This window comes from Parasphingorhabdus marina DSM 22363, assembly GCF_900128895.1.
Lineage (GTDB): Bacteria > Pseudomonadota > Alphaproteobacteria > Sphingomonadales > Sphingomonadaceae > Parasphingorhabdus > Parasphingorhabdus marina.
Map to the genome: position 1 here is coordinate 1,304,958 of NZ_FSQW01000002.1, position 26,206 is coordinate 1,331,163.

Here is a 26,206-nt window from a genome sequence, read left to right on the forward strand (position 1 = left end):
CACCCGGCATTCGCGACTTCGGGTGCCATTTATCGCACAGGGAGAATCGTTCGTCGCAAACCCGCGTTTTGTCTCTGTTAACGCTTGGGGTTGTACGTAGGGTGATGATCGGAGGCGGTTGCCCGGGTCATCGACCGCTCTTCCGGAGGCAATCAGGGTATGAGTTGGATCCTATGACATATTTTCGATATCTCGCGACAATCGTCATCGCCTGCAGCATTTCCGCCTGTGTGGCCCCCTCGCAGGGTAGCGCACCCGTAACGGTTGAACGCGCCAAGGCACCCCCGCAGCCACCCCAAAAGGCGAAACCGAAGCCACGCCCCCCGGTGACCTTTGCCGCCAATCAGCCCGATCCTGCGCTGGAACGCGAGATTTTCGAACTCTGGCGCGCCTTTCCCGGCAAGACCGGCATTGCCATCAAGCGCATAGATTCGTCGAAATCTGGTCAAAACTGGGAAATCGGCCAGCGAGCCAATGAAAATTTTCCGCAACAAAGCGTGTCGAAACTGTGGGTCGCGATGACGGTGTTGCACAAGGTCGACAAGGGAGAAATCTCCTTGTCCGATTCGATCCGCATCGGACCCGATGACCTGACATTATTCTATCAGCCGCTCGCGCGAGAAGTGGCACGCAACGGGGCCGTCACCAAATCCGTATACACCTTGCTCGACCGAGCGCTGGCACAAAGCGACAATACCGCCAATGATGCCTTGCTGCGTCACGCGGGCGGACCGGATGCGGTCAATGATTTCATCCGCCGGAGCCGCCTGGGCGAAATCAGGTTCGGACCTGGAGAAAGACTGATGCAGAGCCGGATTGCCGGCCTCACCTGGAACCAGGAATTGTCCAAGGGCCGGAAATTTTACACGGCCCGGGCCAATCTCCCGATTGAGCGCCGGAAACAGGCGCTGGCGGATTATCTCGCTGATCCGATTGATGGGGCGACACCCGGGGCGATTGTCAATGCCCTCGACAAGATGGCGCGCGGCAAACTGCTGTCAGAAAATTCCACCCGCCTGCTGCAATCCATCCTGACCCGCACGCGAAGCGGGCCAAAGCGCCTGAAAGCCGGTGTACCGCCTGGCTGGGGGTTTTTGCACAAAACAGGCACAGGACAGGTCCTTGGCGCGGTATCCACCGGCTATAATGATGTCGGCATCATGACGGCTCCGGACGGCACCCGTTACGCGGTTGCTGTCATGCTCGGCAATACCACGGCACCCGTCCCGGAACGCATGCAGCTGATGCAGTCCGTCACCCGTGCCGTCGCGCGATATCATCGTCGCTAGATAATCTTGCCGGCGGCTATTCGGTTGGGCTGACGGATCCGCTGTCTTCTGTTTCCGTCAGAATGGCGTTGCGCTCATCCAGCATCTCGGCGGCTTCATCAAGCGCCCTTGCTTCGCCGACGGTGACGCCGCCTGGCCCCGGATCATTCTCCGCCGGACCGCAGGAGCTGACCATCAGCAGCGTCGCCAATCCGGCGCTGACGACTTTACATCGATGTGTTGAAATGCCCATGGCGCGAAACTAGCCGGGATGGACTGTGATTCCAAGCAGGACATAAGCCCAGGCCTGACTGGCAAAAAAAAGGGCCACCCGAGGGCAGCCCTTTTTCAAACTTGTCGGATCAGCAATTAGCCGCCGATTTTGTCTGCAGCAGCTTTTACCTTGTCGGCAGCTTCGCCAGCAGCGTCAGCGGCGTCACCAGCAGCTTCAGCGGCATTCTTGGCCTTGTCAGCAGCGTCGGTCATCGCGTCGGTCGAACCTTCAGCGGCTTCAGCAGCATCGGCACCGGCTTCTTCGGTAGCTTCAGCAGCAGCTTCGCCCATGGCGTCTGCAGAACCTTCAGCGGCGTCCATAGCGTCTTCTGCAGCTTCTTCAGCGGTTGCTTCCGTGCCTTCTACAGCTTCTTCAGCGCCGGCTTCGGCATTTTCTGCACCGGAACAAGCAGCCAGTCCGAGAGCAGCAGCAAGTACGATTGATGTTGTAACTTTTTTCATTTGGGTAAACCCTCTAATTTTCCTCATTATACCAACAAACGAACGAGAAAATTCCCTCCGTCCGGATGTGGCGCACGTCATTAGCGGGATCGAAACGAGATATCAATAATCAACCGTTCACGGTGCTGCCCACATCATGATATTTCTTGTAAACTTGCCCCTTATCAAGGCAGCAAACCCAATAAATCTAAGCGATTGACCAGATATAAAGGATTCTTTATATAAGGTGGCTTATGGATGACGTTCTGACCATTTTCCGCGCACTTGCCGATCCCACGCGGGTTCGAATCATGCTGCTATTGCTGAAAATGGAGCTGGCGGTTGGGGAGCTGGCGCAAATTCTGGAACAGAGCCAGCCGCGGATTTCGAGGCATATCCGGATACTGGATGAAGCCGGGCTGGCCGAACGCCGAAAGGAGGGTAGCTGGGTGTTTTTACGCCCGGGGAAAGCTCCCGCCCTCGACATTTTGCAGCGCATATTTCGTTCGGACAGCATCCGGTCGTCCGACCAGGCGGCAGCCGACGAGGCCAAATTGGCACTGGTCCGGAAAAAACGTGCGGAAATGGCCGAACAATATTTTGCATCCCATGCCGCGGAATGGGATGCGATCCGTTCGCTGCATCTGCCGGAGGACAAGGTTGAACAGGCCATGCTGGCGCTGGTCAAGGATTTGAATCTGGGACATATGCTCGATATCGGCACCGGAACGGGACGAATGGTCGAACTGTTCGGACCCCATGCCGAGCAGGTGACCGCTCTCGACAATAGCCCGGAGATGCTACGTCTTGCGCGGGCGAAACTTCTGGATGACAACAGCAGCCCGTCTGGTCAGACCAGCCTCACGCGCAAGACAGAGCTGAGATTGGGAGATTTTAACCGGCTGCCGATCAAGGACGGCAAAATTGACAGCGTCATCATGCACCAGGTTTTGCATTATGCGCAGCACCCGGAAGCCGTGCTGGAAGAAGTAGCCAGGGTGTTGAGCCCGGGTGGATTCATTCTCATCGCTGACTTCGCCGCGCATAATTACGAGGAGCTGCGTACGGAACACGCCCATGCGCGGCTCGGTTTCTCGGATGAAAGCATGAACAGCTGGCTGAAACAGGCGGCTATCGATCTTGTCCAGACCCGTTCTCTTGATGGGGGCAAGCTGACCGTAAAGATATGGATCGGACGAAAATCCGATCTTGGCCGTATTCACCCTTCGGGCATCGACATGTCACGTGAAGAGACCCAAAACCGCAGAGAAAGTGCATGACAGATCATATTCCCCCGTTGGGCCTGAGCCAGCTTGAAGAAGCGAAACGCGCGATTGACACCCCCCTGTTTGCAGGTCTCAATGGCGATGCCGACGTGTCGTTCGAATTTTTCCCGCCGAAATCGGAGAAGATGGAAAAAACCTTGTGGGACAGTGTCATTACACTGGAGCCGCTGGCACCCCGCTTCGTTTCGGTCACCTATGGTGCCGGTGGATCGACCAGAGAACGGACCCACGCAACAGTCGCGAGAATTGCGAAAGAAACCCGCATTCCGGCTGCTGCGCACCTGACCTGCGTTGACGCCAGCAAGGCAGAGATCGCGCAGGTGGCCGAAGCTTACTGGGAATCCGGTATCCGGCACATTGTCGCCTTGCGGGGAGATCCCCCGGCCGAAGGCGCAAAATTCGTCCCCCATCCGGAAGGCTATGCCAGTGCCGCTGATCTGGTCGCCGGGCTGAAGGAAATCGCCCCGTTTGAGATATCGGTCGCGGCTTATCCGGAAACGCATCCGGAGGCCAATTGCCCGCAGTCGGATCTCGACAATCTGAAGCGCAAGCTGGATGCCGGTGCCAGCCGTGCCATCACGCAGTTCTTCTTCACGGCGGAAGCGTTTTTCCGCTTTCGCGAAGAAGCGACAAAAGCCGGAATCGACGCGGAGCTCGTTCCGGGCATACTTCCTGTTTCGAATGTCGCACAAACACGCAAATTCGCGGGAATGTGCGGGGCGGAGATACCCGGGTGGATGAACGACCTGTTCGAAGGTCTCGACGATCATCCCGCGGCACGTCAGCTGATTGCTGCAACCGTCGCTGCCGAACTCTGTCGGAAACTCTATGCCGGTGGCGTCCGCCAATTCCATTTCTACACGCTCAACCGCGCCGAACTCAGCTATGCGATTTGCCATCTTCTCGGCAAACGCCCTGAGGGCAAGGCCGAGGAGAAAGCGGCATGACCGATATTGCCGAACAATTTCGCCAGCTTGCTGCAGAACGAATACTGGTGTTTGACGGTGGCTATGGCACGGCGATTCAGAACCATGGTCTCGGCGAACGGGACTATCGCGGAACGCTGGAGCTGAGCGATGACCAGAAGGGCAATAACGACCTGCTCAGCCTGACCCGGCCGGATATTATCGAGGGTATTCACACCGCCTATCTGGAAGCGGGCGCGGATATTGTCGAAACCAATACGTTCAGTTCTACCGAGATCAGCCAGGCCGATTATGGCTGCGAGCATCTGGTCAGGGACATCAACATCAAATCCGCCGAAATCGCACGCCGGGCCTGTGACAAGGCCGAGGCGAAAGATGGCAGGAAACGCTTTGTGGCCGGCTCCATCGGCCCGACCAACAAGACGCTGTCACTGTCACCGGACGTCAATGATCCCGGTTTTCGCGAGATTGATTTCGACTATCTGAAAGGCGTCTATCGCGAACAGTGCGATGCCCTGATCGCAGGCGGCGTCGATTTCCTGCTGATCGAGACGATTTTCGACACGCTCAACGCGAAATGCGCGGGCATGGCCGCACGGGAAGCCACCGAGGCCAGTGGCCGCGACGTGCCCCTGATGATCTCGATGACCCTTACGGACCTCTCAGGCCGCAATTTGTCGGGCCATACAGTTGAGGCTTTCTGGCACGCGGTGCGCCATCTGAAACCGCTGACCATGGGTCTCAATTGTTCCTTTGGCGCGGATCAGTTGCGCCCGCATCTCGCGATGCTGGCGAAGGAAGCCGACACGCTGATCATGGCCTATCCCAATGCCGGCCTGCCCAATGAACTGGGCGAATATGATGAAACGCCGGAGCAGACCGCGGCGCTGATTGGCGAGTGGCTGGATGACAGTCTGGTCAATATTGTTGGTGGCTGCTGCGGTACAACGCCGGAGCATATTGGCGCCATCGCCAAAACGGTAGAGAGCGCGAAGCCGCGGGCTGTTGCTTCTTCGACGGTACAGACACGCCTGTCCGGCCTTGAACCTTTCACCATGGCCGCCTGATCCGATCGCCGGCAATATGCAAAAGAAACATCAGTAAATGACCACAGCTCCCTCTTCCGCGCAATTCGTCAATATTGGCGAACGCACCAATGTTACCGGGTCCGCGCGGTTCAAAAAGCTCATCCTTAACGACGACTATGAAGCCGCCGTGGAAGTCGCGCGCCAGCAGGTCGAAAATGGCGCACAGATTATCGACGTGAACATGGATGAAGGCCTGCTCGACGCTGAACATGCGATGACGACCTTCCTCAAGCTGATCGCGGCAGAACCCGATATCGCCCGCGTGCCGGTGATGATCGACAGCTCCAAATGGTCGGTGATCGAGGCGGGCCTGAAATGCGTGTCCGGCAAACCGATCGTCAATTCCATCTCGATGAAGGAAGGCGAAGAGGAATTTCTCGCCCATGCCCGCAAATGCATGGCTTATGGCGCAGCTGTTGTCGTCATGGCCTTTGATGAAACCGGACAGGCCGATACCAAAGAGCGCAAGGTCGAGATTTGCGAGCGGGCCTACAAGCTGCTCACCGGCATCGGATTTCCGCCCGAGGATATTATTTTCGACCCCAATGTGTTTGCGGTGGCAACCGGGATAGACGAACATCGCCGCTACGGACTGGACTTCATCGAGGCCGTTGCTGAAATCAAGGCACGCTGTCCGCATGTGCATTTTTCCGGCGGGCTGTCCAATCTGTCCTTCAGCTTCCGGGGCAATGAACCGGTACGCCGTGCGATGCACAGTGTCTTTCTCTATCACGCCATTCCCGCCGGACTCGACATGGCTATCGTCAATGCCGGGCAGCTGGATATTTACGACGATATCGATCCCGTTCTGCGCGAACATTGCGAGGATGTCATTCTCGATCGTGAACCGAAAGATGGTGGTGATGCCACCGACCGGTTGATCACGCTGGCCGAGACATTTCGCGGTACCGACAAGGCGGCCGAAAAAGCCGCTGCCGAATGGCGCGGCTATGATGTCGTCAAGCGCCTTGAACATGCGCTGGTCAAAGGCATTGATGCCCATATTATCGAAGATACCGAAGAAATGCGGGTGTCGGTGAAGGATGCCGGCGGGCGGCCCATCGAGGTTATTGAAGGCCCCCTGATGGACGGCATGAATGTCGTCGGCGACCTGTTCGGATCGGGCAAAATGTTCCTGCCACAGGTCGTGAAATCCGCACGCGTGATGAAGAAGGCCGTCGCCCATCTCTTCCCCTATATCGAGGCGGAAAAGGAAGAAGGCGCCAAGGGCAAGGGCAAAGTCGTCATGGCTACTGTGAAAGGCGACGTGCACGATATCGGAAAAAATATTGTCGGTGTGGTTCTGCAGTGCAATGGTTTTGAAGTCATCGACCTCGGGGTCATGGTGCCGTGGACAGACATATTGAAGGCGGCCAATGAAAATGACGCGGACATGATCGGATTGTCCGGCCTTATCACGCCGTCGCTCGACGAGATGGTGACCGTTTCCGAAGAGATGGAACGCGCCAAGATGACCATGCCGCTGCTGATCGGCGGGGCGACGACATCGAAAACCCATACGGCCCTGCGGATCGAACCGGCCTATTCCGGGCCAACTGTCTATGTGCTCGACGCCAGCCGCGCCGTGGGCGTCGCCTCGCAACTGGTCAGCGACACACAGGCTGAAGGTTTTATCGCCAGCACCCGCGAGGATTACGAGCAGGTTCGCCAGGCACGCGCGGGCAAGACGGCCAAGAAGCTGGCGACGCTGGATGAAGCCCGTGCCAATGGTGCGGCCATCGATATGGGCAAGAAGGCGCCTGCTCCGAAAAAACCCGGCCTGCATATTTATGAAGACTGGGATCTGGCGGAGCTGCGCGACTATATCGACTGGACCCCATTTTTCCGCGCATGGGAACTGGCCGGAACCTTCCCGGCCATTCTGACCGACGAAGTGGTCGGGGAAAGCGCCAGTGATCTGTATAAAGACGCACAGGTGATGCTGGACCGGATCATCGAAGAGAAATGGCTGACCGCCAAAGGGGTCGCTGGCCTATGGCGCGCGCGGCGGGATGGTGATGACATCATGGTATCACCCGAAAATGAGGAAATCGCCCTCCCCATGCTGCGTCAGCAAGTCAGCAAGCGATCCGGCAAATCAAATAATTGCCTCGCCGATTTTGTCGATACGTCCGATGACTGGATGGGCGGATTTGCGGTGACTGCAGGACACGGCATTGACGAGCATGTCGCCCGCTTTGAAGCAGACAAGGACGACTATAACAGCATCCTCCTGAAGGCGCTGGCCGACCGGCTGGCCGAGGCCTTTGCGGAGCGGATGCACGAGCATGTGCGCAAGGACCTTTGGGGTTATGCAGAGGATGAAAGTCTCGACAACAAGGCGCTGATCCAGGAAAAATATCAGGGCATCCGCCCTGCCCCCGGCTATCCCGCTTGCCCGGACCACAGCCTGAAACCGATATTGTTCGATATGCTGAGCGCAACCGAACATACCGGTATTGAACTGACAACCAGCTTTGCGATGACGCCGACGGCCGCCGTGTCCGGTTTCTATTTCGCCCATCCGGAAGCCGAATATTTCGGCGTCGCCCGCATCGGCGAAGATCAGGTGGAGGATTATGCCGCCCGGCGTGGTGTTCCGCTCGACCGGGCGCGGCAGTGGCTGCGGCCCAATCTCAACGAATAAAGCCGGCTCCTTGCGGAACCGGCTTTAGGTATTCGATTGTTCTGACGATCAGGCGTAGCTGACTTTCGTCGTCATTTTCCGGCGACGACGCATCGCACCGCCGACCAGACCGAAACCACCGATCATCATTGCCCAGGTGGACGGTTCGGGAACCGGGGCCGTCAGAACGCGAATATAGTCGCCCGGGGAAGATGCCCGGAAGTCAATGTTCAGACGATTGCCAACCACGTTGAAACTGTCGGCCGCTTCCAGACCGCGCAGGCTCACGCTGACATAATTGACAGCACCCAGTCCAAGCAACGTATCCGTCGCATCCATATCTGCTTTGCCGCTCAAAACCCCGATGATCTCGCCATCGAAATCGACATAACCGACTCCGGTCGTGCCCCGTGCCAACGGGTCAAAAAAGACGTAGTGGCTGTTGACAAGCGTACCAGCCGTCAAGCCGCCAACGTCAGCATCCAGCGCCACGCCCTGATTTTCGTTGAAAGCAAAAAGATTGTTCGAGTCCTGGTGATTATTACCCACAATAACAGGGATAGACTCCTGAAAAACCCCGCCATTGTCGAACGCGATGCCGCCAGTCAGCTCACCGGTTATGATTGCGGCATTTGCCGTTCCCGCCAAAGCAAAGGCTGAAACAACCGCAGTGCCCAAAATTGATTTTTTCATTTTTCTGCATTCCTTTACGCACGTTTAACAACGCACAAAATGCGACCCTCGGCGATTCTATTAACAAAATATTGACCATATGGCTACCATTGCTCCCGGGGCATGTCCCGAAATGAGACATATTTTATCACTTTTTACAGACCGTGACGGGCTTTTAACTTCTTCGTCTCAGCTTGAATTCATTTGGGACAGAGTAAAAGCACATATTGTTGTGTTGCGCCGCCGGGCCTAACAGCCTTCCTGCAATTATCAGAACTTTCTCCGGAGCATGAGATTTTGAACAGCCTTTCGAAAAACATGACGATTGCCTCTCTGGCCCTGCTTGCCGCCATCCCGGCAGCGGCACAGGACAATGGCCCGGCCTTTACCGTGGTCGAAACCGGTCAGGGTTTCTACCGTCTCGCGGATGCTGTCGAGGCCATTGGCGGAAATGATGCGACAATCGTCATTGCGCCGGGTGCCTATGGCGACTGCGCGGTCCAGACGGCCGGACGCATTACATATCGCGCGGAAATTGCCGGCCAGACGGTTCTGGATGGCGGGATTTGCGAGGGCAAGGCCAGCCTCGTCTTGCGCGGCAAAGCGGCGACAATTGACGGCATCATCTTTCAGAACCAGCGCGTCCCGGATGGCAATGGCGCGGGTATCCGCATCGAAAAAGGGGATCTGTACATCAACAATGCCCTGTTCCGGAATGCCGAGCAGGGCATCCTCAGTGCGGATGATCCTTCGGCAGAAATCGTGATTACCCGGTCCACCTTCCAGCGCCTTGGCCGCTGCGATCGCGGTCTTTCCTGTGCGCACAGCGTGTATATTGGGGATTATGGATCATTGACGGTCCGAAACTCACGCTTTGAGAAAGGCAGCGGCGGCCACTATGTCAAGAGCCGCGCGCCGCGGGTTTCCATTGCCGGCAGCAGTTTTGACGACACCAGCGGACGCGCGACCAACTATATGATCGATCTCCCCGCCGGCGCCACCGGGACGATTGCCAACAATGTTTTTGTTCAGGGGCAGAACAAGGAAAATTACAGCGCGTTCATCGCCGTCGCCGCAGAGGGCCGGGAGCACAGTTCATCCGGTCTCAATATCCATTCCAACAATGCCGGACTGGCGAATGGCGTAGAACGCAATACCTGGTTCGTGGCCGACTGGAGCGGGGACCAGATCCGCATAGCCAATAACAGTCTCGGCCGCGGATTGTCGCGCTACGAGCGCCGCTAGCTCCCGGGCGTCAGCGCTCGCAGCTATTGGCCTTTCCGCCATCAATATCGAGGCACTTTCCGTCAATCTCGTCGGCGGGAATCTCCACACCAATCAATGCCGCGAGCGTGGGCGCGATATCGACGGTCCTGACCGACAGCGGCTGTTCAAAATGTGCGAGGTCCTTGTGCCAGAACAGGATCGGAACCTGACGGTCATAGTCCCAGGGGCTGCCATGTGTCGCGACATAGCCGGGTCCACCCGAAGCGATCGGGGTCACCGCCTTTTTCAGCAAAACAATGAAATCACCGGATCTGTCCGGATGAAATGATGCCCGGGTGCGCTCGGCCATGGTCCATTCTTCCGGCGGTCCCTTCGGCATCGGCAGGGCAGACAGCATGTCATGATCGAACACCGCCTCCACCTGGGGATGCTCGGCAAACATCATCATGGCGATCTTTTTGACTTCGGCGCGTCGTTCGGCAGGCAGATCAAGGCTGACATAATAGTCGCCAAACGGGCTGTCGGCATGGAGTACCGGCACGTCCGAACTGTCTTTCAGAATGTCTTTGACCTGTTTGCCGACAAATTTCGCATTGAGATTGGGATCAATACGCTCAGCATCGGGTACGCCCTGCAAGCGCAGGCGTTCCGGCAGGTCATGGCCTCCATGATCCGCCGTTAATACCGCGACATAGTCCATCCCGGCGGCATCCAGATGCTCGAACAACAGCCCCAGATTCCGGTCAAGCTGTGCCATCTGAATGCACATTTCCAGGCCTCCGGTACCGAAAGCATGACCGATATAATCGGTTGCAGCCAGCCCCACCGAAAGGACGTCTGTCACCTCGCCCTGCCCCAGTTTCATGGAATCAATCAGAGCCATTGCCGCTTCGATCGTGACCTTGTCAAAGTCCGGTGAACCGCGGAAGATCCGGGCCGTGCCTTCCGGCCGCCGGAAATCATAGGTCCCGACAGACTGGTTGTCGCTGACAACGATCTGATTATTGCGGGCCGCGCAATGGTCCGGCACCGGATAGGGCGCGCGGGCCTGGTCGATATAGTCGGCGATTCGCGCATTGAGCGCGGCAATGGGCGGCCCGACCTCACGGTCACTCAATGTGGCAAAGCCCTTGCGCTTCCACCAGTAGACCGCATCCACATCGGTACCGCCCATCATCAGGGCGGACCGGTCCTTGCCAGCGACAGCAACATTGCGGGATTGCGGAGATGTTGCCTTCAGCCGTTCCCCGAGCGTCGGGACGAGCAGATGCCAGGCCGAGGCAATATAGGGCCCCTGGGTCGCGGCGGTAATTGCGCCGAAACTGGTCCCCTCGACCCGTTCGTCTTCCGCGCAATAGACCGTCTTGTCATCACGAGCGACCCTCAGATCGATCCAGTTATTTGCAATGATTCCGGCGCGCCCGGGATGACTTCCCGTCATGATGGTAGCATGTCCGGGACAGGTTTCGGTCGCCGCATGCGCCTGATAGCCGGACGGAAAGACCGCGCCACCGGCGAGACGTTTCATCCCGTGCCGGAAAGTGCTGCGATATTCGCTGAACAGATCGGACGAAAACTGGTCTACCGAGATTGCGACAACCAGTTTCGGCGACGCTTCCTGCCCCTCCTTGTGATGTTCTGCACTGGCAGCGGATGACAGGACGAACAGTCCGGTGAATAATGTAACAATTTTGGTCAGACGCACGAATAATTCCCAGGTATCAAAAGCAGCTATGGCAAGAGCGCCGCTGATAGCCTAAATATCTTTAGAAGCGAAATGGTGAGTTTTCATGACGGACAAGTTTTTGTCGACAAAAAGCCGGGCAAAAGCCAACTGGATGACCGCAATGCAGACGCTGGTGGCGGCGCTGTTTTTCTCGCTTCTGCTGAGCGTCAGTCCGGCAAGAGCACAAAACCTGACGATGGAACAGATTGCGCCTGCCGGATTTTCTGAAAAAAAAGAGCTGAACGTTCCCGCAACTCTGGTTGCAGAGTCCCGGCAGGTCCAGGCAGGACAGAGCGTGACTCTGGCCTTTGTCATGACGCCCAAGCCCACCTGGCACGGTTACTGGGAAAATCCTGGGGATGCCGGAATCGGCATGAGTTTTGACTGGACTCTTCCCGATGGCGTCACCGCCGGCAAGGCGCAATATCCGGTTCCCGACACGCTGCTGATTTCCGGCATCATGAACTATATCTACAAGGGCGATTATGCTGTCCTTGTAAATCTTGTGGTGTCGGAACGGGTCCAGCCGGGCCCCTTGCCCATTTCAGTCAAGTCGGAATGGCTCGCCTGTACCGACGAGATCTGCGTGCCGGAACAGGACGAACTGTCCATAGATCTGGAAGTGGTCGGGCCCGATGCAGCGGTTGCGCTGGACAGTGCCTTCAACGCCTGGCGCGAAGCCCTGCCCCGCCGGCTCGGCAGTGCCGCGACTTTTGGTGTCGAGAATGATATTTTTCGGCTGTCGGTTCCGTTCCCGGCCGATATTGAAATCTCCGACCCCTATTTCTTCATCCGCGAAGACGGAATTGTCGATTATGGCGCGCCACAGAAGGTGAACCGGGATGGAGACCGGCTGATTATCGAGACAGCCGCGCGTGGTGATGGTCTCGAGCAAATCAGCGGTGTGCTCAAAGTCGGCCCGGACATGGGGCTTTCCCTGAATGCCAATGAAGGTAAAGTCGAAATGTCGGGCATCCCATTTGTTGGAAACACCAACGGCGGGCTGGGGGATGGTCAGTCCCAGCTGTCGTTGCTGCTGCTAGCCCTGGGCGGCGCGGTTCTCGGCGGGCTGCTGCTCAATCTGATGCCATGCGTTTTCCCGATCCTCAGCCTCAAGGCCATCAGCCTGGCAAAGGCGGGCGGTGATCAAGCTGTCGTGCGCCGTGATGCGCTGGCCTATACCGCCGGGGTCGTGGTTGTTGCGACGGCGCTTGGCGCACTGCTGCTGGCGTTGCGCGCAAGCGGCGCGGCGGTTGGCTGGGCATTCCAGCTGCAGGACCCGCGGATCATATTCGTGCTGTTGGCGCTGGTCACGGCGATCGGACTGAACCTCGCCGGGCTGTTCGAGCTGCCCAATATCCAGTTCGGCAACAAGCTCACGCAAAAGGATGGACCGACCGGATCATTCTGGACCGGCGCGCTGGCCGCCTTTGTCGCAACCCCCTGCACTGGCCCCTTCATGGCGGCAGCTCTCGGCGCGACGATTATTCTGCCCCCGATTGCAGCGCTGGTTATCTTTGCCGGGCTGGGCATCGGGCTGGCGCTGCCCTTCCTGCTCATCGCCTTTGTCCCGGCGATCCGGGACCGGCTGCCCCGACCTGGCGCATGGCTCGACAGCTTCCGCAAGATCATGGCTATCCCGATGCTGCTCACGTCCGTCGGCCTGATCTGGCTGCTCGGTCGTCAGATCGGCACCGATGCGCTGGGTGTCTCCCTGATGTTCCTGCTGCTCGTGTCGCTGTTTTTGTGGTGGTTTGGCAGCGGACAGATCAAGGGTGTTTCGCGCGGCGCAATAACCACCGCGGCGGTGGCGGTCGCGATCATTGGCGGCATCGCGCTGCTGCCCGGCGATGACGTCATGGACGAGCGCAGAGTCGCCAGTGCCTCCACAGCCACTTTGCCGAGCGAGCCCTTTGCCGAAACCCGGCTCGCCGAACTGCGCGCCGCCGGGCAACCGGTATTTGCCTATTTCACTGCCGACTGGTGCATTACCTGCAAGGCCAATGAAGCCGCCGCCGTCCAGCGTCAGGAAACGGCGGATGCCTTTGCTGCGGCCAATGTCGCCGTCCTGATGGGAGACTGGACCCGTCCGGATCCCGAGATCAGCAAGTTTCTCGAAAAGCACGGACGCGCCGGCGTACCGCTATATCTGTTCTACGCCCCCGGCAAGGAACCAGTCATCCTCCCGCAGATCCTGACCGTCGGCACACTCACCGATCTGGTCAACCCCCCGGAACGCATGGCCGATGCCAGATAACCTTGAATAGGAGTCCCCGATGTTGAAGAACCTGACAACCGCTGCCTTTGCCTCTCTCGCCATTGTCGCCATCGCCCAGCCGGTCGCCGGCGCGCAAAAAAATGGCGCCATTGCCCAGGATTTCAAGCTCACCGACATGTTTGGAAAAACCGTTCAGCTCTCCGCATTTCGAGGCAAGACGGTTGTGCTCGAATGGCATAATCCGGGGTGCCCTTTCGTCAAGAAGCATTATGACAGCGGCAACATGCAGAAAACCCAGGCCGCAGCCCGCGAACAGGGCGCCGTCTGGCTCACCATAAACAGTGGAGCACCCGGCAAGCAGGGGCACATGACCGTGAAAGAAGCGCAGCGCCTGTTCGCGGATCAGGGGCACAAGGCCAGTCACTATCTGCTCGACGCAAAGGGTCTGGTAGGCAAGGCCTACAGCGCCCGGACGACACCGCACATGTATGTGATCGATGGCGAAGGCACACTGGTCTACCAGGGGGGCATTGACGACAAGCCAACCGCCAATCCGGCGGATATCAAGGGCGCTCGCAATCATGTGCTGGCGGCGCTCAACGATCTGAAATCCGGCAAAGCGGTGCAGATGGCGAACACACGGGCTTATGGCTGTTCCGTCAAATATGCCAGCTAGCGAACATACTCTGTCGGTTCACTGAAAATCACCGGCAAAAAATCGCGCAAAACAAAAGCAGGGCGGTCGCGCAAAACACAACTGGCGCGCCCGGCCCTGCTCCCAGTGTCCGGCGGCTTACAAACCCCCTGAAAGCCCCCGTATGACGGATTGCCGGACCTGTTCTTCAAATTTTCCATCCTGATCGTCAGGATCAGGGGACAGGCCAAAACTCTACACCAGCCTGTCCCCTGCCTTTGTTCCGACAACCTGCGACCCTAAACCCGGGCGCCGTCGGCCAAAGTCAGTTACTCATCAAATCAAATCTCTTGGTACCGTTGCTGCCAACCAGCTCGATTCCCCGACTGCCTGCCAGCCCCGAAAGCGGCATGGATCGTTCGTAACGTTGTTCGCCGGTCACCGATTCGGTTCCTGCCTCGACGACGATTTCGATGCGCCGATATTCCGGAGACGGATCACCGAGATCCGGACGCAACCGGGTTGATCGACCGTGTCCTGCCCCCGGACCGGACACGACCAGATACAACCCGTCCCCCAATGTTGGTCCCGCACGCAGCTCGGCACGGTCAAATGCCGCACTGCCCGACCGGGCAGAAACAGACGCTTTGCGAGGGGTGTCGCGATTTGTCATGCCATTGCTGTCCACAATAAGCTCCATGGGATCCTTGCCGTTTTGAAAAGCCGGATAACGCCCGGGCCGTTCAGTTTCTGACTACGCAACTGATATAGGCGCTATTAGTCGAACCATGGGTGAACAGTCATGTAAACTATTGTAACTCGCCGTAACACTCTGAAATATTATTACAAAATCCCGCAATGAATTCCCCGCGCCGCAAAGCGCAAGAAAGCCAGGATATTCACAGGATTTCCAGGCGGAAAAAACGCCCTTTGAGATCAAATGCTTGGCGCAGCGACTCGGATTTCGCGCCTCCCCGTAAGTGAATCTCCTATCCTGGCTTACGGAATCTCATGACAAACCGGTCTGTTTTTCCCCGCAGTTCCGGTGCAAAGACATTCTTGTCGAGGTCATCTGCCGGATTGGCAAACATGTCGCTCTCCGCATCAAGGACAAACCCGGCTTTTGCGAAATCGGCCTTCACGGTTGCCGGATCAATCCGGTGGGTCTTTTCGACAATAGCCCGGGTGTCCCCAGCGCGTCCGACATGATCCACAACAGCAATAATTCCGCCCGGCTTCATCCCCGCGTAAAGGTTGGCCAGCGCCACCGCCGGGTCCATCCGCTCAAATTTGAACTGTTCGCTCTCCCAGTAAAAATCGTGATAGATCAGATGGAGCATCGCAAAATCGATGCTGTCTCGCTCGGCCTCATAGTCCGGCAATTGGGACGGTACCATGGTCACATTGGACTGCCGCGATGCGATCCCCGCCCATTTGGTTTTGGCCGCTTCGCTACTGACAAACTGGGGGGGATTGACGGCTGTCACCGACCCGTCCGGACCGACCGCGGCCCCCATGATCTCGCTATAATATCCGCCACCGGCAAAGATATCGAGGACGGTATCGCCTTTCTCGAGACCCATGAAGGACAGCAGCTCGGCAGGTTTTCGGCTGTCATCAAGCTTGGTGTCGCCTTCGCTCCGTCCGGGCGCTGCTACTGCTGCCGCCAGTTCGGGAGTCGCTTGCGATGCCAGCACCAGCGGTGCCTGTACTGAACTGGCCTGCACAGAACTGGCCTGTGCGTGGGAAGCGGCAGCCAGCAAGGGTGCCGCCAGTGTTACGGCGAAAAACGAAATTCGCATAATATGCTCCCCTCAACAAACGGCACAAGAATGAACCTGCCAGCCGGCGGGCACAAGGCACCAGGATGTCGTTTATCTACATGTTGCAGTCGTTGATCGAATAGACAGATGCCGCGATCTCACCCCATCCGCCGCTTGGTCGTCCGCCCGTATTTGCCCTTTCGGGTTCCCGGGCGCCCCTCGGTGGCCCTGCCCCTGGGGGCGGCGACCTGCAAGTCCGCCGGAACACCCAGTTCGTCCGCCTCCAGCTTGCGGATCTCGTCCCGCAACCGTCCGGCTTCCTCGAACTCGAGATCGGCGGCAGCTTCCCGCATCCGTTTTTCCAGGCTCTCGATATGACTGCGCAAATTGTGGCCGACCAGATGCTCGGTATCGTCATCAATCGGTACGGTCACCTGATCCTTGCTCGCAACATGGGCAACAATGTCGCCGATATTCTTGCGGATGGTGGTCGGTGTTATCCCGTGCTCGAGATTATACCCTTCCTGTTTTTCGCGCCGGCGCCGGGTCTCGTTCAGGGCCCGTTCCATCGAACCGGTCATGCGATCGGCATAGAGAATGACGCGGCCGTCTACGTTCCGGGCCGCCCGCCCGATGGTCTGGATCAGCGAGGTCTCGGACCGCAAAAAACCTTCCTTGTCCGCATCAAGTATTGCGACCAGCCCGCATTCGGGAATGTCGAGACCTTCCCGCAACAGGTTGATCCCCACCAGAACATCATAGACGCCCAGCCTAAGATCGCGAATCAGTTCGATACGTTCCAGCGTTTCCACATCGCTGTGCATGTAGCGTACCTTGATTCCGGCTTCGTGCATGAACTCGGTCAGGTCCTCGGCCATGCGTTTGGTCAGGGTGGTGACCAGCGTCCTGTAGCCCTGTTCGGCCACTTTCCGGCATTCGTTGATGAGATCGTCCACCTGATCTTCAACCGGCTTGATTTCCACCGGCGGATCGATCAGCCCGGTTGGCCGGATGACCTGCTCGCTGAATACGCCGCCGGTCTGTTCCATTTCCCAGTTGCCGGGTGTCGCCGACACGCTGACCGTCTGGGGCCGCATCGCATCCCATTCGTTGAACCGCAGCGGCCGGTTATCGATACAGCTGGGCAGCCGAAAGCCATATTCGGCCAGCGTGATCTTGCGACGGTGATCGCCTTTCGACATCGCCCCGATCTGCGGCACCGTCTGGTGGCTTTCATCAACGAAGAGCAGCGCGTTGTCGGGCAAATATTCGAACAGTGTTGGCGGCGGTTCTCCGGGCAGGCGGCCGGTGAGGAAGCGGGAGTAATTCTCAATCCCCGCGCAGCTCCCGGTCGCAGCGATCATCTCGAGATCGAAATTGGTGCGCTGTTCCAGCCGCTGGTGCTCGAGCAGTTTGCCCTCGGATTCCAGCTCTTTCAGCCGCACACCCAATTCCAGCTTGATCGCTTCCATCGCCTGTTTCATGGTCGGACCCGGCGTCACATAGTGGGAATTGGCGAATATGCGGACCCGATTGAGGCTGGCGCCCTTTTTCCCGGTCAGCGGATCAAATTCGACAATTTCCTCAATCTCGTCCCCGAAGAATGATATCCGCCAGGCCATGTCTTCATAATGCGACGGGAATATTTCGAGATTGTCACCCCTCACCCGGAAATTGCCACGCGCAAAAGCCTGGTCATTGCGCTTGTATTGCAGCGAGACCAGCTTGCGAATGATATCCCGCTGATCCACCGCCTGCTCTTTCTTCAAATCGAATATCATGGCCGAATAGGTCTCGACCGACCCGATGCCGTACAGACAGGATACCGATGCCACGATGATCACATCGTCTCGCTCCAGCAACGACCGGGTTGCGCTGTGCCGCATCCGGTCGATTGCCTCATTTACCGAACTTTCCTTTTCGATATAGGTATCAGACCGGGCGACATAGGCCTCGGGCTGATAATAGTCGTAATAGCTGACAAAATATTCGACCGCATTGTTCGGGAAGAAGCTTTTGAATTCCCCGTAAAGCTGGGCTGCCAGGATCTTGTTGGGCGCGAGAATGAGAGCCGGCCGCTGCAGCTCTTCGATAATCTTGGCCATGGTAAAGGTCTTGCCCGAGCCGGTCACACCCAGAAGCACCTGATCCTGATCGCCATCCGCAACACCCTCGACCAGTTCCGCAATCGCAGTGGGCTGATCTCCCGACGGTTCAAAGTCACTGACCAGTTCAAATCGCTTTCCGCCCTCGGATTTCTCCGGGCGCGCCGGCTTGTGCGGAACGAAATTCTCGTCAGTTTCCGGTTCCGCCAGACCTTCTCGTATCACCAGTTTTGCCATGGTGAAACTATGGAACAAAAAGGGATCACTGTCATCCCAATTCTGGACGCAGTTCAGAGCAAATTTACAAGACTTTCCGCCGCGGCTATGGCAAACAGGACGAAACGAAACAGATGAGGGTATATAACAGTGAAAAAGATTCTGGTTTCTGCCGCTGCGGTGGCTTTGGTCAGCGGTTGCGCAGACAGTGGTGCAGATGCTGATGGAGACGGCAAGATCACCAACGAAGAAGTCGCCGCCGAGATGAACGAAGTGAGCCTGGAAGCGGGTGAATGGGAAAATACCGTCGAGATTGTCGATGTGGAGATCGAAGGCATGCCCAACGGCGTTCCTCCCGGCATGATCGAACGGATGAAAAGTCAGAAAACGGTGAGCAAATCCTGCATGACCGAAGAAATGGCCAAAAACCCTGGAGCTGAGTTTTTTGCGGCTCAAGAAGAGTTTGACTGCGAAATAAAGAAATTCAACATGAGTGGCGGTGCCATTGATTCCGAATTATCCTGCAAGAACATGAACAACGGTGCTGGCGAAATGAACATGGCGATGACCGGCCAATATGGCCCAAGCAGCTATGACATGATGCTCAACATGGACGGCGGCGCCGGACCGGTGAAAATGAAAATTTCCGCCAAAAATGTCGGCAAGCGCGTGGGTGACTGCCCCGCTGGCTGATATCTGTCACCAGACAGGAATTTCGAACGCAGTGCGGCCATTCGGTTGCGCTGCGTTTTTCTTTGACAGCAGCGCCAGTCAACGGTCCTGGCCGCAGAATGCGACATAACCTCGCTGGTTATTGCATCTGCCCGCACGACTGATAGGTTTCACTCCGAAACCGAATCACCCCCTCAAGGAGAGAATAATGATCGCGTACACAATGCTCGGAACCAACGACAAGGAAAAGGCCTTCGCCTTTTACGACTCCCTGTTTGAAGGAACCGACATCAAAAGGCTGTTCAAGACGCCGCTCGGCGGACAGTTTTACGGCAAAGTCCCGGGCCAGCCGATGCTCTGCATCACGTCTCCCTATGATGAAGGCGAGGCCTGTTTCGGCAATGGTACCATGGTCGCGCTGCAATTTGAGGACACAGCAGATATCGACCGCCTGCACGCCAAAGCGCTGGAAATCGGTGGCAAGGACGAAGGCGAACCGGGCTGGCGGGCACCAGAAGTCTTTTACGGCGCCTATTTCCGCGATCTCGACGGCAACAAGCTTTGCGTTTGCAAAATGAACATGGGAGGATGATGCAATGATCGGATATGTGACTCTGGGAACCAATGATCTGGAAAAGGCCCGGACCTATTATGACGGCTTGCTCGGCGAGCTCGGCGCCAAGCGGCTGATGGAAATGGAAGAAAATGGCTTCACGCTCTACGGCACTGACATGGCCAGCCCGTCCATCGCCCTCACCGAACCCTGGAACGGGGAACAGGCACAACCCGGCAACGGCAACATGATTGCCCTGCAAATGCAGGAGCGATCGCAGGTCGACAGTCTCTACAAAAAGGGTCTGGAGCTGGGCGGATCCGACGAGGGGGCACCCGGAGTCCGGGGTGACGAGGGCCCGATGGCCTTTTACGCCGCCTATTTCCGGGACCCGGAAGGCAACAAGCTTTGCGCTTTTCGCCTCGGACCGGCATAAGGTGTGACGCAATAAAGGGGAAATCATGAAAAAGTCTTTTCTGGCGCTTGCAGCGGCATGCAGCATCACGGCTGGCGCACCTGCCGGTGCGCAATCCACAAATACACCGCTGGGCGCCGCGATTGCTTCCGATTATGATGCGAAGCTGGAAGCGCTGTTCATTGATTTCCACCAAAATCCCGAACTTTCCTACAAGGAAACACGCACCGCGGCCATTATCGCGCGCGAATGGCGCGCGGCCGGATGGGATGTGACCGAACAGGTGGGCGGCACCGGCGTGGTTGGTGTCATGACCAATGGCGCAGGTCCCACAGTCCTGCTCCGGGCGGATATGGACGGGCTTCCGGTGAAGGAAGACAGCGGCCTCGGCTATGCATCCACAGCGCGCCAGGTCAGCATAGATGGCACCGAGAAGCCGGTCATGCATGCATGTGGCCATGATGTGCACATCACCTCGATCATCGGCACCGCGCGGCGTCTGTCCGACATGAAGGCGCAATGGCAGGGCACCGTCGTGCTCATCGCCCAGCCGGCGGAAGAACGCCTGGGCGGTGCGCGGATGATGATGGAGGACGGCCTCTACGAGCGGTTCCCGAAACCCGATTATGCCCTCGCCTTCCATGTGTCATCCGGTGCAGCCACCGGCAGGCTAACCCTCCGGGAGTCGATCACCTACTCTTCTGCCGACACGGTCGATATCATCGTGCACGGCGTTGGTGCGCATGGTGCCAGTCCGCATCGCGGCAAGGACCCGATCCTGATGGGTGCTCAGATCATCATGAACCTGCAGACCCTGGTCAGCCGCGATATCGCACCGCTCAAGCCGGGCGTGGTCACCGTCGGTGCTTTCAACAGCGGGTTCAAGCACAACATCATATCTGACCGGGCGACCATGCAGCTCACCGTTCGCGCCGACGATGAAGAAACGCGCCAGAAGCTGCTCGCGGGAATCCGGCGGGTGGCGGAGAATGTAGGGCGAATGAACGGCCTGCCCGAGGACAAGCTGCCCAAAGTCCTGGTGTCGAAAGAAAGTACGCCCGCGACTTATAATGATGTCGCGCTGACCCGGCGTATCCGCACGCTTTTCGAACAGCGATTTGGCGAAGAAGTATTTGATGATCGCCCGCGCGGTGGCATGGGCGCTGAGGATTTCGCCTATTTTGTGGCCCCCAATACCGATGTTCCGGGCGTTTATTTCGGCGTTGGCGGAACACCGCAAGCCGATTTTGACCGCGAAAAGGCGGGCGGAACACCGGTCCCGTCCCATCATTCGCCTTTCTTCAAGGTGAAGCCAAGAGAGTCGGTTACGCTGGGAACCGAAGCCATGACCGCCGCGACACTGGACCTGCTGGCACCCACCGGAAACTAGCAGCCGATGAGCGCGGACGGACTTTCGGACGGTCAGCTGCAACAGCTGAAAACCCGCCTGCTCGATCGTCAAAAGGAGCTGAAGGCACTGGATGCCGAGGCCGAAAGCTGGCGAAGCACTGTGGAACTCGATCAGCAAAGCGTCGGACGGTTGTCGCGCATGGATGCCCTGCAGCAACAGGAAATGGCACAGGCCGAAGCACGGCGGCGCACCAGTGACCTGGCCCGTATCGATCAGGCGCTCCTGCGCATGGAGGAGGACGAATATGGCTGGTGCGCCGAATGAGGCGAACCGATCGCCTTCAAGCGTCTCGAAATCGATCCCATGGCCAGTTTTTGCATCGGCTGCGCCAAATGAACCGGCTGGCGAAGTTCCTGGACAGCCGACAGGCACGCACTGCCCGAAAATGACCCGTCCGGTAGAATATTGCTGGCTTTGCGAACGCCCGCTTGGCCGCCGCATTGAGTGGCACCATCCGGTCCCGAAAAGCCGCAAGGGCAAGGAAACTGTTGCTGTTCATCCCATTTGCCACCGGACGATCCATGCCAATTTCACCAATGCGGAACTGGCACGGCAATTCCACGCATCCGAAGCGCTGAGAGATCATCCGAAAATCGGGCGGTTTTTGCAATGGGTCCGCAACAAGCCACCGGATTTCCATGCCCCCACGCGATCACGCAAGTGATTGAGGAACGGCGATAATCTGGTTCGGAGCCGCCGAAAGGACTCGCATTTGCGTCCAGCCGACAAAAACCCGGCAAAATGCGCTTTCGCAGGCAAGGCTGGTGTCCTAAAGCACTTCCATGGACGTTCCTTCCGATATCCAGCCGCATGACGGGCGTTTCGTGGGTGGTCGGCACTATTTCGCCTGCCGGGTCTATTTTGAGGACACGGATTTTTCGGGGATTGTTTATCACGCCAATTACCTGCGCTACATGGAGCGCGCCCGATCCGACATGCTGCGGGTGCTGGACATGGATCAAAATGCCGCATTCGGTGCCGGTGAAGGGGTTTATGCGGTCACCGACATGACGATCAAATATGTTCTGCCGGCCAGGCTGGACGATGATCTTGTCGTGGTGAGCAGGGTCCGGAAACTGCGCGCTGCCAGCGTGATCATCGAGCAGACGATCATGCGCGGCGAGGACAGGATTGCCGCGGCCGATGTGCAGGCCGCCTTTCTGACACCCTCGGGTCGGCCGCGTCGGCAACCCGAAGCATGGACAAAGGCCTTCGCCAGCGTCATGGATGCAGAATGAACTACAAAGGGACTCCGTTTTGCTAGAAACACTCTCCGTCGTCGCCATTTCCAGCGGATTTTCGCCCTTCGAGCTTTTTCTTCAGGCGGACATCATCGTCAAACTGGTGATGATCGGCCTGCTCCTCGCCAGTATCTGGACCTGGACGATCATCGTCAGCTTCGCGATGAAGGTGCGCCGTATCCAGGATCGCACCGAAAAGTTTGAAGCCGCCTATTCCAGCACCCAGGATGTCGACCGGTTCTTCCAGAAATACAAGAAAAGCGTGCTTCCTGTCGCGCGCGTGTTTATCGCCGGAATCAAGGAATGGCGACGCTCGACAACCGCCGGGCCGGTGGATCGCGAGGGCACGCGCGAGCGGCTGGCGACGGCCATGAACGCCACCATCGCGCGCGAAATTGATGCGATGGCGGATCGGCTGAATTTCCTCGCCACGGTCGGCAGCGTCGCCCCCTTTGTCGGCCTGTTCGGGACGGTCTGGGGCATCATGCGGAGCTTTTCGGCAATCGCTGCAGAACAGAACAGTTCGCTCGCCGTCGTCGCACCGGGCATTGCCGAAGCGCTGTTTGCCACCGCTATCGGCCTGTTTGCCGCCATCCCGGCGGTGATCGCCTATAACCGCTTTTCCCACCGCCTCAACAAGCTGGAAGCGCGCATGGGGCGGTTTGCCGACGGCCTCCATGCCAGCCTCAGTCGCGAGCTGGAACTGGGAGCGCGATAATGGGCATGAACACCCCTTCGCGAAATGGTGGCCGGACCCGCGGACGTCCGCCCATGTCCGAAATCAACGTGACCCCCTTTGTTGATGTCATGCTGGTGCTGTTGATCATCTTCATGGTCACCGCGCCCTTGCTGGTTGCAGGGGTACCTGTCAATCTTCCGGAAAGCCGCGCCAATGCGCTGGAACAGGAACAGGAGCCGGTGCAGATTTCGATAGACCGGGACGGCCGGATATATCTGGGTGAGGAGGAGTTGAGTCGGACTGCCCTGATTTCGCGGTTGGGTGACATAGCCGCCAGCCAAAACCCTGAAAACCCACGCCAAATAATGTTGCGCGGTGACACGACACTGCAATATGGTCTGGTCATGGGTGTGATGGGCGAGTTGAACCGAGTGGGTCTGAACCGGCTTTCTTTGGTCACGGGTCCAGTCACCAGCGGTTCATCTGAGGCGCCATAGGAATGATCGGCTGTTATGGAACGCGCTGAAAAAATTGGCCTGGGAGTGGCGGCCGGCGGGCATATCGCCCTGATCGGCGTGCTGTCATTCAGCTTGCTCGGTGGGCCGGACGACAGCTTCCGGACCAAGCCGATTGAGGTGATGATTGCCGATGAAGTCGGCCTGGAAAGTGCTGCTCCCGATCCCGCGAAGCTGCCGCCCGCAACCAGCGTTGCCCCGGAACTGGGGCCGCCTGATCCAGCCGAGCTCACCGAACCGGACCCGGCAGAACTGACCGAATTGCCGGATGTCCGGCCCACGCCGCCGCGCGAGCAACCCGCCGCACGGCCCAGGCCCGAGCCGAAAGTCGCAGCCCGCGAAAAGCCCCGGACCAAGACACCGCCCAAGGCGAAACCCAAACCAGCCGACAAGCCCAGAGGCTCGCGCCTTGGCAAGGATTTCCTGAAAGGCGTGACCGATACGGCCTCGACCAGCCGCAACCAGAATATCGCCGCGGAAAAGGCGTCGCCGGCGGCTGTGGCCAGTCTGCAAAGAGCCGTTCTGGCGCAGCTGAAACCGCATTGGCAGAGTCTGGCACCTACTGGAGCGGATGCAGAATTGCTGCGAACCGTCGTGCGCTTTCAGCTGGATCGGCAGGGCAATGTTGTCGGTCGTCCGACGATTGTGAACACGTCCGGCAAAACGGCCTCCAATGCGCCGCAAGCTGCGCTGCACGGCGAACGCGCCGTCGCCGCTGTCAGACGGGCCGCACCATTTGACCTTCCGGAAAAATTCTACGATTCCTGGAAAGACTTGCAGGCCAATTTTGACAAACGTCTGGCGCTGTAGGACAGCTGATCAAGGATGAGGAAATCCAAGGCATGACCAAAAGAAAAAGATTCCCTGCGGCCCGGCAAACCATTCTCGGCCTGATTGCACTCGCGGCTGGACTTTCTGTTCCTGTGCAGGCGCAGCTGACAGTTGATGTGACAGCGGAAGGGGACAATGAACTGATCATCGCTGTCCCTGCCCTGCCCACACCGCAGAACACCGAAACCCCGGCGGGGGGTACCGCCGATCTTGGTGGCAAGATCAGCGACGTGATTGTCAGCGACTTGCGTTCCAGTGGCCTGTTCGAGCCAAAGGGTCGCAATCAGGTCCGCGGCATCAGCTTCAACGAAGTGACCGCACCGCAATTTTCCTATTGGGGCAGCACCAGCGCGGCGGCGCTGATCCAGGGCTTTGTCCGCACCAATCCGGATGGCAAGCTGACAGTCGGTTGTTATCTGTACGACGTCGCGCTCGAAACCGAGCTGACGCGGCAGGGTTTCGTGGTGTCACCGCGCGACTGGCGGCGGGCCGCACATAAATGCGCCGATGCCATCTATTCCCGGCTCAGCGGAGAATCCCCGTTCTTCGACAGCCGCATCGCCTATATCGCCGAAACCGGTCCCAAGGATAACCGGCGCAAGCGGCTGGCGATCATGGACAGCGACGGCGCCAATCACCGGTTCATAACCAATGGCCGCGCCACGGCGCTGACGCCCCGCTTTTCGCCGGATTACAAAAGCATCGTCTATCTCAGTTTTCTCGACGGCAATCCCCGGATCTATATCTATGACATCGGCACAGGCCGCCAGCGGCTGATTACGGAGAGCAGCAATCCGACCTTTGCACCGCGCTGGTCACCGGATGGCAAATGGATCCTCTATTCCATGGCAATTGCCGGAAATACCGACATCTACAAGGTCTCTTCGCAAGGAGGACAACCGCAACGGCTGACTTTCTCGCCGGGCATCGACATTGGCGGCAGCTTTTCTCCTGACGGCAGCCGGATCGTGTTCGAAAGCGACCGCTCGGGCAGCCAGCAGCTCTATGTCATGAGCAGCAACGGCGGCAATGAACGCCGGATCAGCTTTGGTGGCGGCCGCTATGCGACACCGGAATGGAGTCCCCGTGGCGACCTGATCGCCTTCACCAAGATTGCCGGTAATTTCCGGATTGGCGTCATGACGCCAGGCGGCGGCGGCGAGCGGTTGCTGACCAACAGCTGGCAGGACGAAGCCCCTACATGGGCACCCAATGGCCGGGTCATTCAGTATTTCCGCACGACCCGTGGCAATGGCCGGACCGGAATTTGGCAGGTCGATCTGACCGGGCGCAACGAGCGGCAATTGCCCACACCGGTCAACGGCTCCGACCCGTCCTGGGGACCATTGCTGCCATAATAGCGGGAGACCGTGTAACTAATGTGGGACAAGTCCCTGAAAACAGGTTATAAGTAGACCAA

Annotated in this window: 26 protein-coding genes and 1 pseudogene; 20 read left to right on the top strand and 7 right to left on the bottom strand. The window is 58.1% G+C overall.

What is annotated here, in order from left to right:
- Positions 1-173 precede the first annotated feature (173 nt).
- The gene (locus BUQ90_RS15980) at positions 174-1,289 is read left to right on the top strand and encodes a serine hydrolase (RefSeq protein ID WP_074206100.1); all 1,116 of its coding nucleotides are present in this window, start codon (positions 174-176) and stop codon (positions 1,287-1,289) included.
- 16 nt (positions 1,290-1,305) lie between these two features.
- Here the strand turns inward: BUQ90_RS15980 and BUQ90_RS15985 are convergent, their stop codons facing one another.
- Both BUQ90_RS15985 and BUQ90_RS15990 read right to left on the bottom strand, forming a co-directional pair.
- The gene (locus tag BUQ90_RS15985; protein WP_074206101.1) at positions 1,306-1,521 is read right to left on the bottom strand and encodes a hypothetical protein; all 216 of its coding nucleotides are present in this window, start codon (positions 1,519-1,521) and stop codon (positions 1,306-1,308) included.
- A 116-nt stretch (positions 1,522-1,637) separates the two neighbouring features.
- On the bottom strand, positions 1,638-2,003 hold the full coding sequence (locus BUQ90_RS15990; RefSeq protein ID WP_074206102.1) for a hypothetical protein: 366 nt from the start codon (positions 2,001-2,003) through the stop codon (positions 1,638-1,640).
- Between the two features lie 233 nt (positions 2,004-2,236).
- Between BUQ90_RS15990 and BUQ90_RS15995 the strand changes: the two genes are divergently transcribed.
- Genes BUQ90_RS15995 through metH form a run of 4 tightly spaced genes read left to right on the top strand, consistent with a single transcriptional unit; the run spans position 2,237 to position 7,929 of the window.
- Complete coding sequence (locus tag BUQ90_RS15995) at positions 2,237-3,262, top strand: ArsR/SmtB family transcription factor (RefSeq protein ID WP_074206103.1); 1,026 nt, start codon at positions 2,237-2,239, stop codon at positions 3,260-3,262.
- A complete protein-coding gene (metF, locus tag BUQ90_RS16000) occupies positions 3,259-4,215 on the top strand; it encodes a methylenetetrahydrofolate reductase (RefSeq protein WP_074206104.1) in 957 nt (318 codons plus the stop codon). Before BUQ90_RS15995 ends, metF begins: the two co-directional genes overlap by 4 nt.
- The gene (locus BUQ90_RS16005) at positions 4,212-5,261 is read left to right on the top strand and encodes a homocysteine S-methyltransferase family protein (protein ID WP_074206105.1); all 1,050 of its coding nucleotides are present in this window, start codon (positions 4,212-4,214) and stop codon (positions 5,259-5,261) included. Before metF ends, BUQ90_RS16005 begins: the two co-directional genes overlap by 4 nt.
- Positions 5,262-5,298: 37 nt before the next feature.
- A complete protein-coding gene (gene metH, locus BUQ90_RS16010; protein WP_074206106.1) occupies positions 5,299-7,929 on the top strand; it encodes a methionine synthase in 2,631 nt (876 codons plus the stop codon).
- A 48-nt stretch (positions 7,930-7,977) separates the two neighbouring features.
- Here metH and BUQ90_RS17900 read toward each other — a convergent pair whose 3' ends face one another.
- Entirely contained in the window at positions 7,978-8,601 is a 624-nt protein-coding gene (locus BUQ90_RS17900; protein WP_074206107.1) for a PEPxxWA-CTERM sorting domain-containing protein, read from the bottom strand.
- A gap of 273 nt (positions 8,602-8,874) precedes the next feature.
- On the opposite strand from BUQ90_RS17900, the gene BUQ90_RS16020 reads away from it, so the two are divergent.
- Complete coding sequence (locus BUQ90_RS16020) at positions 8,875-9,825, top strand: right-handed parallel beta-helix repeat-containing protein (protein WP_420812027.1); 951 nt, start codon at positions 8,875-8,877, stop codon at positions 9,823-9,825.
- Positions 9,826-9,835: 10 nt separating this feature from the next.
- Here BUQ90_RS16020 and BUQ90_RS16025 read toward each other — a convergent pair whose 3' ends face one another.
- A complete protein-coding gene (locus BUQ90_RS16025; RefSeq protein ID WP_074206496.1) occupies positions 9,836-11,467 on the bottom strand; it encodes an alkaline phosphatase family protein in 1,632 nt (543 codons plus the stop codon).
- A 130-nt stretch (positions 11,468-11,597) separates the two neighbouring features.
- Between BUQ90_RS16025 and BUQ90_RS16030 the strand changes: the two genes are divergently transcribed.
- Both BUQ90_RS16030 and BUQ90_RS16035 read left to right on the top strand, forming a co-directional pair.
- Positions 11,598-13,790, top strand: a complete 2,193-nt coding sequence (locus tag BUQ90_RS16030) for a protein-disulfide reductase DsbD family protein (RefSeq protein WP_239447456.1) — start codon at positions 11,598-11,600, stop codon at positions 13,788-13,790.
- Positions 13,791-13,809: 19 nt separating this feature from the next.
- Positions 13,810-14,427 (top strand): redoxin domain-containing protein, encoded by a 618-nt coding sequence (locus BUQ90_RS16035; RefSeq protein WP_074206109.1) that lies wholly within the window; start codon positions 13,810-13,812, stop codon positions 14,425-14,427.
- A 283-nt stretch (positions 14,428-14,710) separates the two neighbouring features.
- Here the strand turns inward: BUQ90_RS16035 and BUQ90_RS16040 are convergent, their stop codons facing one another.
- The 3 genes from BUQ90_RS16040 to uvrB form a co-directional block, all read right to left on the bottom strand.
- Positions 14,711-15,058 (bottom strand): hypothetical protein, encoded by a 348-nt coding sequence (locus tag BUQ90_RS16040; RefSeq protein WP_204244807.1) that lies wholly within the window; start codon positions 15,056-15,058, stop codon positions 14,711-14,713.
- A gap of 316 nt (positions 15,059-15,374) precedes the next feature.
- Entirely contained in the window at positions 15,375-16,187 is an 813-nt protein-coding gene (locus BUQ90_RS16045; RefSeq protein ID WP_239447457.1) for a class I SAM-dependent methyltransferase, read from the bottom strand.
- A gap of 119 nt (positions 16,188-16,306) precedes the next feature.
- Positions 16,307-18,490, bottom strand: a complete 2,184-nt coding sequence (gene uvrB / locus BUQ90_RS16050) for an excinuclease ABC subunit UvrB (protein ID WP_074206111.1) — start codon at positions 18,488-18,490, stop codon at positions 16,307-16,309.
- A 129-nt stretch (positions 18,491-18,619) separates the two neighbouring features.
- Between uvrB and BUQ90_RS16055 the strand changes: the two genes are divergently transcribed.
- The 12 genes and pseudogenes from BUQ90_RS16055 to tolB all read left to right on the top strand — a co-directional run bounded on the left by BUQ90_RS16055 (position 18,620) and on the right by tolB (position 26,144).
- The gene (locus BUQ90_RS16055) at positions 18,620-19,162 is read left to right on the top strand and encodes a DUF3617 domain-containing protein (RefSeq protein ID WP_074206112.1); all 543 of its coding nucleotides are present in this window, start codon (positions 18,620-18,622) and stop codon (positions 19,160-19,162) included.
- A gap of 187 nt (positions 19,163-19,349) precedes the next feature.
- Positions 19,350-19,733 carry a VOC family protein gene (locus BUQ90_RS16060; protein ID WP_074206113.1) on the top strand — a complete coding sequence of 128 codons (384 nt, stop codon included), beginning with the start codon at positions 19,350-19,352 and terminating at the stop codon, positions 19,731-19,733.
- A 4-nt stretch (positions 19,734-19,737) separates the two neighbouring features.
- Positions 19,738-20,130: a VOC family protein gene (locus BUQ90_RS16065; RefSeq protein WP_074206114.1), complete on the top strand. Its 393-nt coding sequence runs from the start codon at positions 19,738-19,740 to the stop codon at positions 20,128-20,130.
- A gap of 25 nt (positions 20,131-20,155) precedes the next feature.
- Positions 20,156-21,499 (top strand): amidohydrolase, encoded by a 1,344-nt coding sequence (locus BUQ90_RS16070; RefSeq protein ID WP_074206115.1) that lies wholly within the window; start codon positions 20,156-20,158, stop codon positions 21,497-21,499.
- 6 nt (positions 21,500-21,505) lie between these two features.
- Positions 21,506-21,784, top strand: coding sequence for a TraR/DksA family transcriptional regulator (locus BUQ90_RS16075; protein WP_239447458.1), 279 nt, complete (start codon positions 21,506-21,508; stop codon positions 21,782-21,784).
- A 6-nt stretch (positions 21,785-21,790) separates the two neighbouring features.
- A pseudogene (locus tag BUQ90_RS17950) lies at positions 21,791-21,856 on the top strand (hypothetical protein); the annotation flags it as partial.
- 49 nt (positions 21,857-21,905) lie between these two features.
- Positions 21,906-22,184, top strand: a complete 279-nt coding sequence (locus BUQ90_RS16080) for an HNH endonuclease (protein ID WP_074206116.1) — start codon at positions 21,906-21,908, stop codon at positions 22,182-22,184.
- Between the two features lie 118 nt (positions 22,185-22,302).
- Positions 22,303-22,758 (top strand): YbgC/FadM family acyl-CoA thioesterase, encoded by a 456-nt coding sequence (locus BUQ90_RS16085; RefSeq protein WP_074206117.1) that lies wholly within the window; start codon positions 22,303-22,305, stop codon positions 22,756-22,758.
- A 109-nt stretch (positions 22,759-22,867) separates the two neighbouring features.
- A complete protein-coding gene (gene tolQ / locus BUQ90_RS16090; RefSeq protein ID WP_420812028.1) occupies positions 22,868-23,479 on the top strand; it encodes a protein TolQ in 612 nt (203 codons plus the stop codon).
- Positions 23,479-23,937, top strand: coding sequence for a protein TolR (gene tolR, locus BUQ90_RS16095; protein ID WP_074206119.1), 459 nt, complete (start codon positions 23,479-23,481; stop codon positions 23,935-23,937). The genes tolQ and tolR overlap by 1 nt, the downstream gene beginning before the upstream one ends.
- A 15-nt stretch (positions 23,938-23,952) precedes the next feature.
- Positions 23,953-24,765 carry a hypothetical protein gene (locus tag BUQ90_RS16100; RefSeq protein WP_074206120.1) on the top strand — a complete coding sequence of 271 codons (813 nt, stop codon included), beginning with the start codon at positions 23,953-23,955 and terminating at the stop codon, positions 24,763-24,765.
- A 32-nt stretch (positions 24,766-24,797) separates the two neighbouring features.
- Positions 24,798-26,144, top strand: coding sequence for a Tol-Pal system beta propeller repeat protein TolB (gene tolB / locus BUQ90_RS16105; RefSeq protein ID WP_084192749.1), 1,347 nt, complete (start codon positions 24,798-24,800; stop codon positions 26,142-26,144).
- Positions 26,145-26,206 lie beyond the last annotated feature (62 nt).

What these genes read in the sequence shown, in the direction of transcription:
- BUQ90_RS15980 (WP_074206100.1), top strand. Translation starts at nt 174, where the DNA reads ATGACATATTTTCGATATCTCGCGACAATCGTCATCGCCTGCAGCATT.
- BUQ90_RS15985 (WP_074206101.1), bottom strand. Translation starts at nt 1,521, where the DNA reads ATGGGCATTTCAACACATCGATGTAAAGTCGTCAGCGCCGGATTGGCG.
- BUQ90_RS15990 (WP_074206102.1), bottom strand. Translation starts at nt 2,003, where the DNA reads ATGAAAAAAGTTACAACATCAATCGTACTTGCTGCTGCTCTCGGACTG.
- BUQ90_RS15995 (WP_074206103.1), top strand. Translation starts at nt 2,237, where the DNA reads ATGGATGACGTTCTGACCATTTTCCGCGCACTTGCCGATCCCACGCGG.
- metF (WP_074206104.1), top strand. Translation starts at nt 3,259, where the DNA reads ATGACAGATCATATTCCCCCGTTGGGCCTGAGCCAGCTTGAAGAAGCG.
- BUQ90_RS16005 (WP_074206105.1), top strand. Translation starts at nt 4,212, where the DNA reads ATGACCGATATTGCCGAACAATTTCGCCAGCTTGCTGCAGAACGAATA.
- metH (WP_074206106.1), top strand. Translation starts at nt 5,299, where the DNA reads ATGACCACAGCTCCCTCTTCCGCGCAATTCGTCAATATTGGCGAACGC.
- BUQ90_RS17900 (WP_074206107.1), bottom strand. Translation starts at nt 8,601, where the DNA reads ATGAAAAAATCAATTTTGGGCACTGCGGTTGTTTCAGCCTTTGCTTTG.
- BUQ90_RS16030 (WP_239447456.1), top strand. Translation starts at nt 11,598, where the DNA reads ATGACGGACAAGTTTTTGTCGACAAAAAGCCGGGCAAAAGCCAACTGG.
- BUQ90_RS16035 (WP_074206109.1), top strand. Translation starts at nt 13,810, where the DNA reads ATGTTGAAGAACCTGACAACCGCTGCCTTTGCCTCTCTCGCCATTGTC.
- BUQ90_RS16040 (WP_204244807.1), bottom strand. Translation starts at nt 15,058, where the DNA reads ATGACAAATCGCGACACCCCTCGCAAAGCGTCTGTTTCTGCCCGGTCG.
- BUQ90_RS16045 (WP_239447457.1), bottom strand. Translation starts at nt 16,187, where the DNA reads ATGCGAATTTCGTTTTTCGCCGTAACACTGGCGGCACCCTTGCTGGCT.
- uvrB (WP_074206111.1), bottom strand. Translation starts at nt 18,490, where the DNA reads ATGGCAAAACTGGTGATACGAGAAGGTCTGGCGGAACCGGAAACTGAC.
- BUQ90_RS16060 (WP_074206113.1), top strand. Translation starts at nt 19,350, where the DNA reads ATGATCGCGTACACAATGCTCGGAACCAACGACAAGGAAAAGGCCTTC.
- BUQ90_RS16065 (WP_074206114.1), top strand. Translation starts at nt 19,738, where the DNA reads ATGATCGGATATGTGACTCTGGGAACCAATGATCTGGAAAAGGCCCGG.
- BUQ90_RS16070 (WP_074206115.1), top strand. Translation starts at nt 20,156, where the DNA reads ATGAAAAAGTCTTTTCTGGCGCTTGCAGCGGCATGCAGCATCACGGCT.
- BUQ90_RS16075 (WP_239447458.1), top strand. Translation starts at nt 21,506, where the DNA reads ATGAGCGCGGACGGACTTTCGGACGGTCAGCTGCAACAGCTGAAAACC.
- BUQ90_RS16080 (WP_074206116.1), top strand. Translation starts at nt 21,906, where the DNA reads ATGACCCGTCCGGTAGAATATTGCTGGCTTTGCGAACGCCCGCTTGGC.
- BUQ90_RS16085 (WP_074206117.1), top strand. Translation starts at nt 22,303, where the DNA reads ATGGACGTTCCTTCCGATATCCAGCCGCATGACGGGCGTTTCGTGGGT.
- tolQ (WP_420812028.1), top strand. Translation starts at nt 22,868, where the DNA reads ATGATCGGCCTGCTCCTCGCCAGTATCTGGACCTGGACGATCATCGTC.
- tolR (WP_074206119.1), top strand. Translation starts at nt 23,479, where the DNA reads ATGGGCATGAACACCCCTTCGCGAAATGGTGGCCGGACCCGCGGACGT.
- BUQ90_RS16100 (WP_074206120.1), top strand. Translation starts at nt 23,953, where the DNA reads ATGGAACGCGCTGAAAAAATTGGCCTGGGAGTGGCGGCCGGCGGGCAT.
- tolB (WP_084192749.1), top strand. Translation starts at nt 24,798, where the DNA reads ATGACCAAAAGAAAAAGATTCCCTGCGGCCCGGCAAACCATTCTCGGC.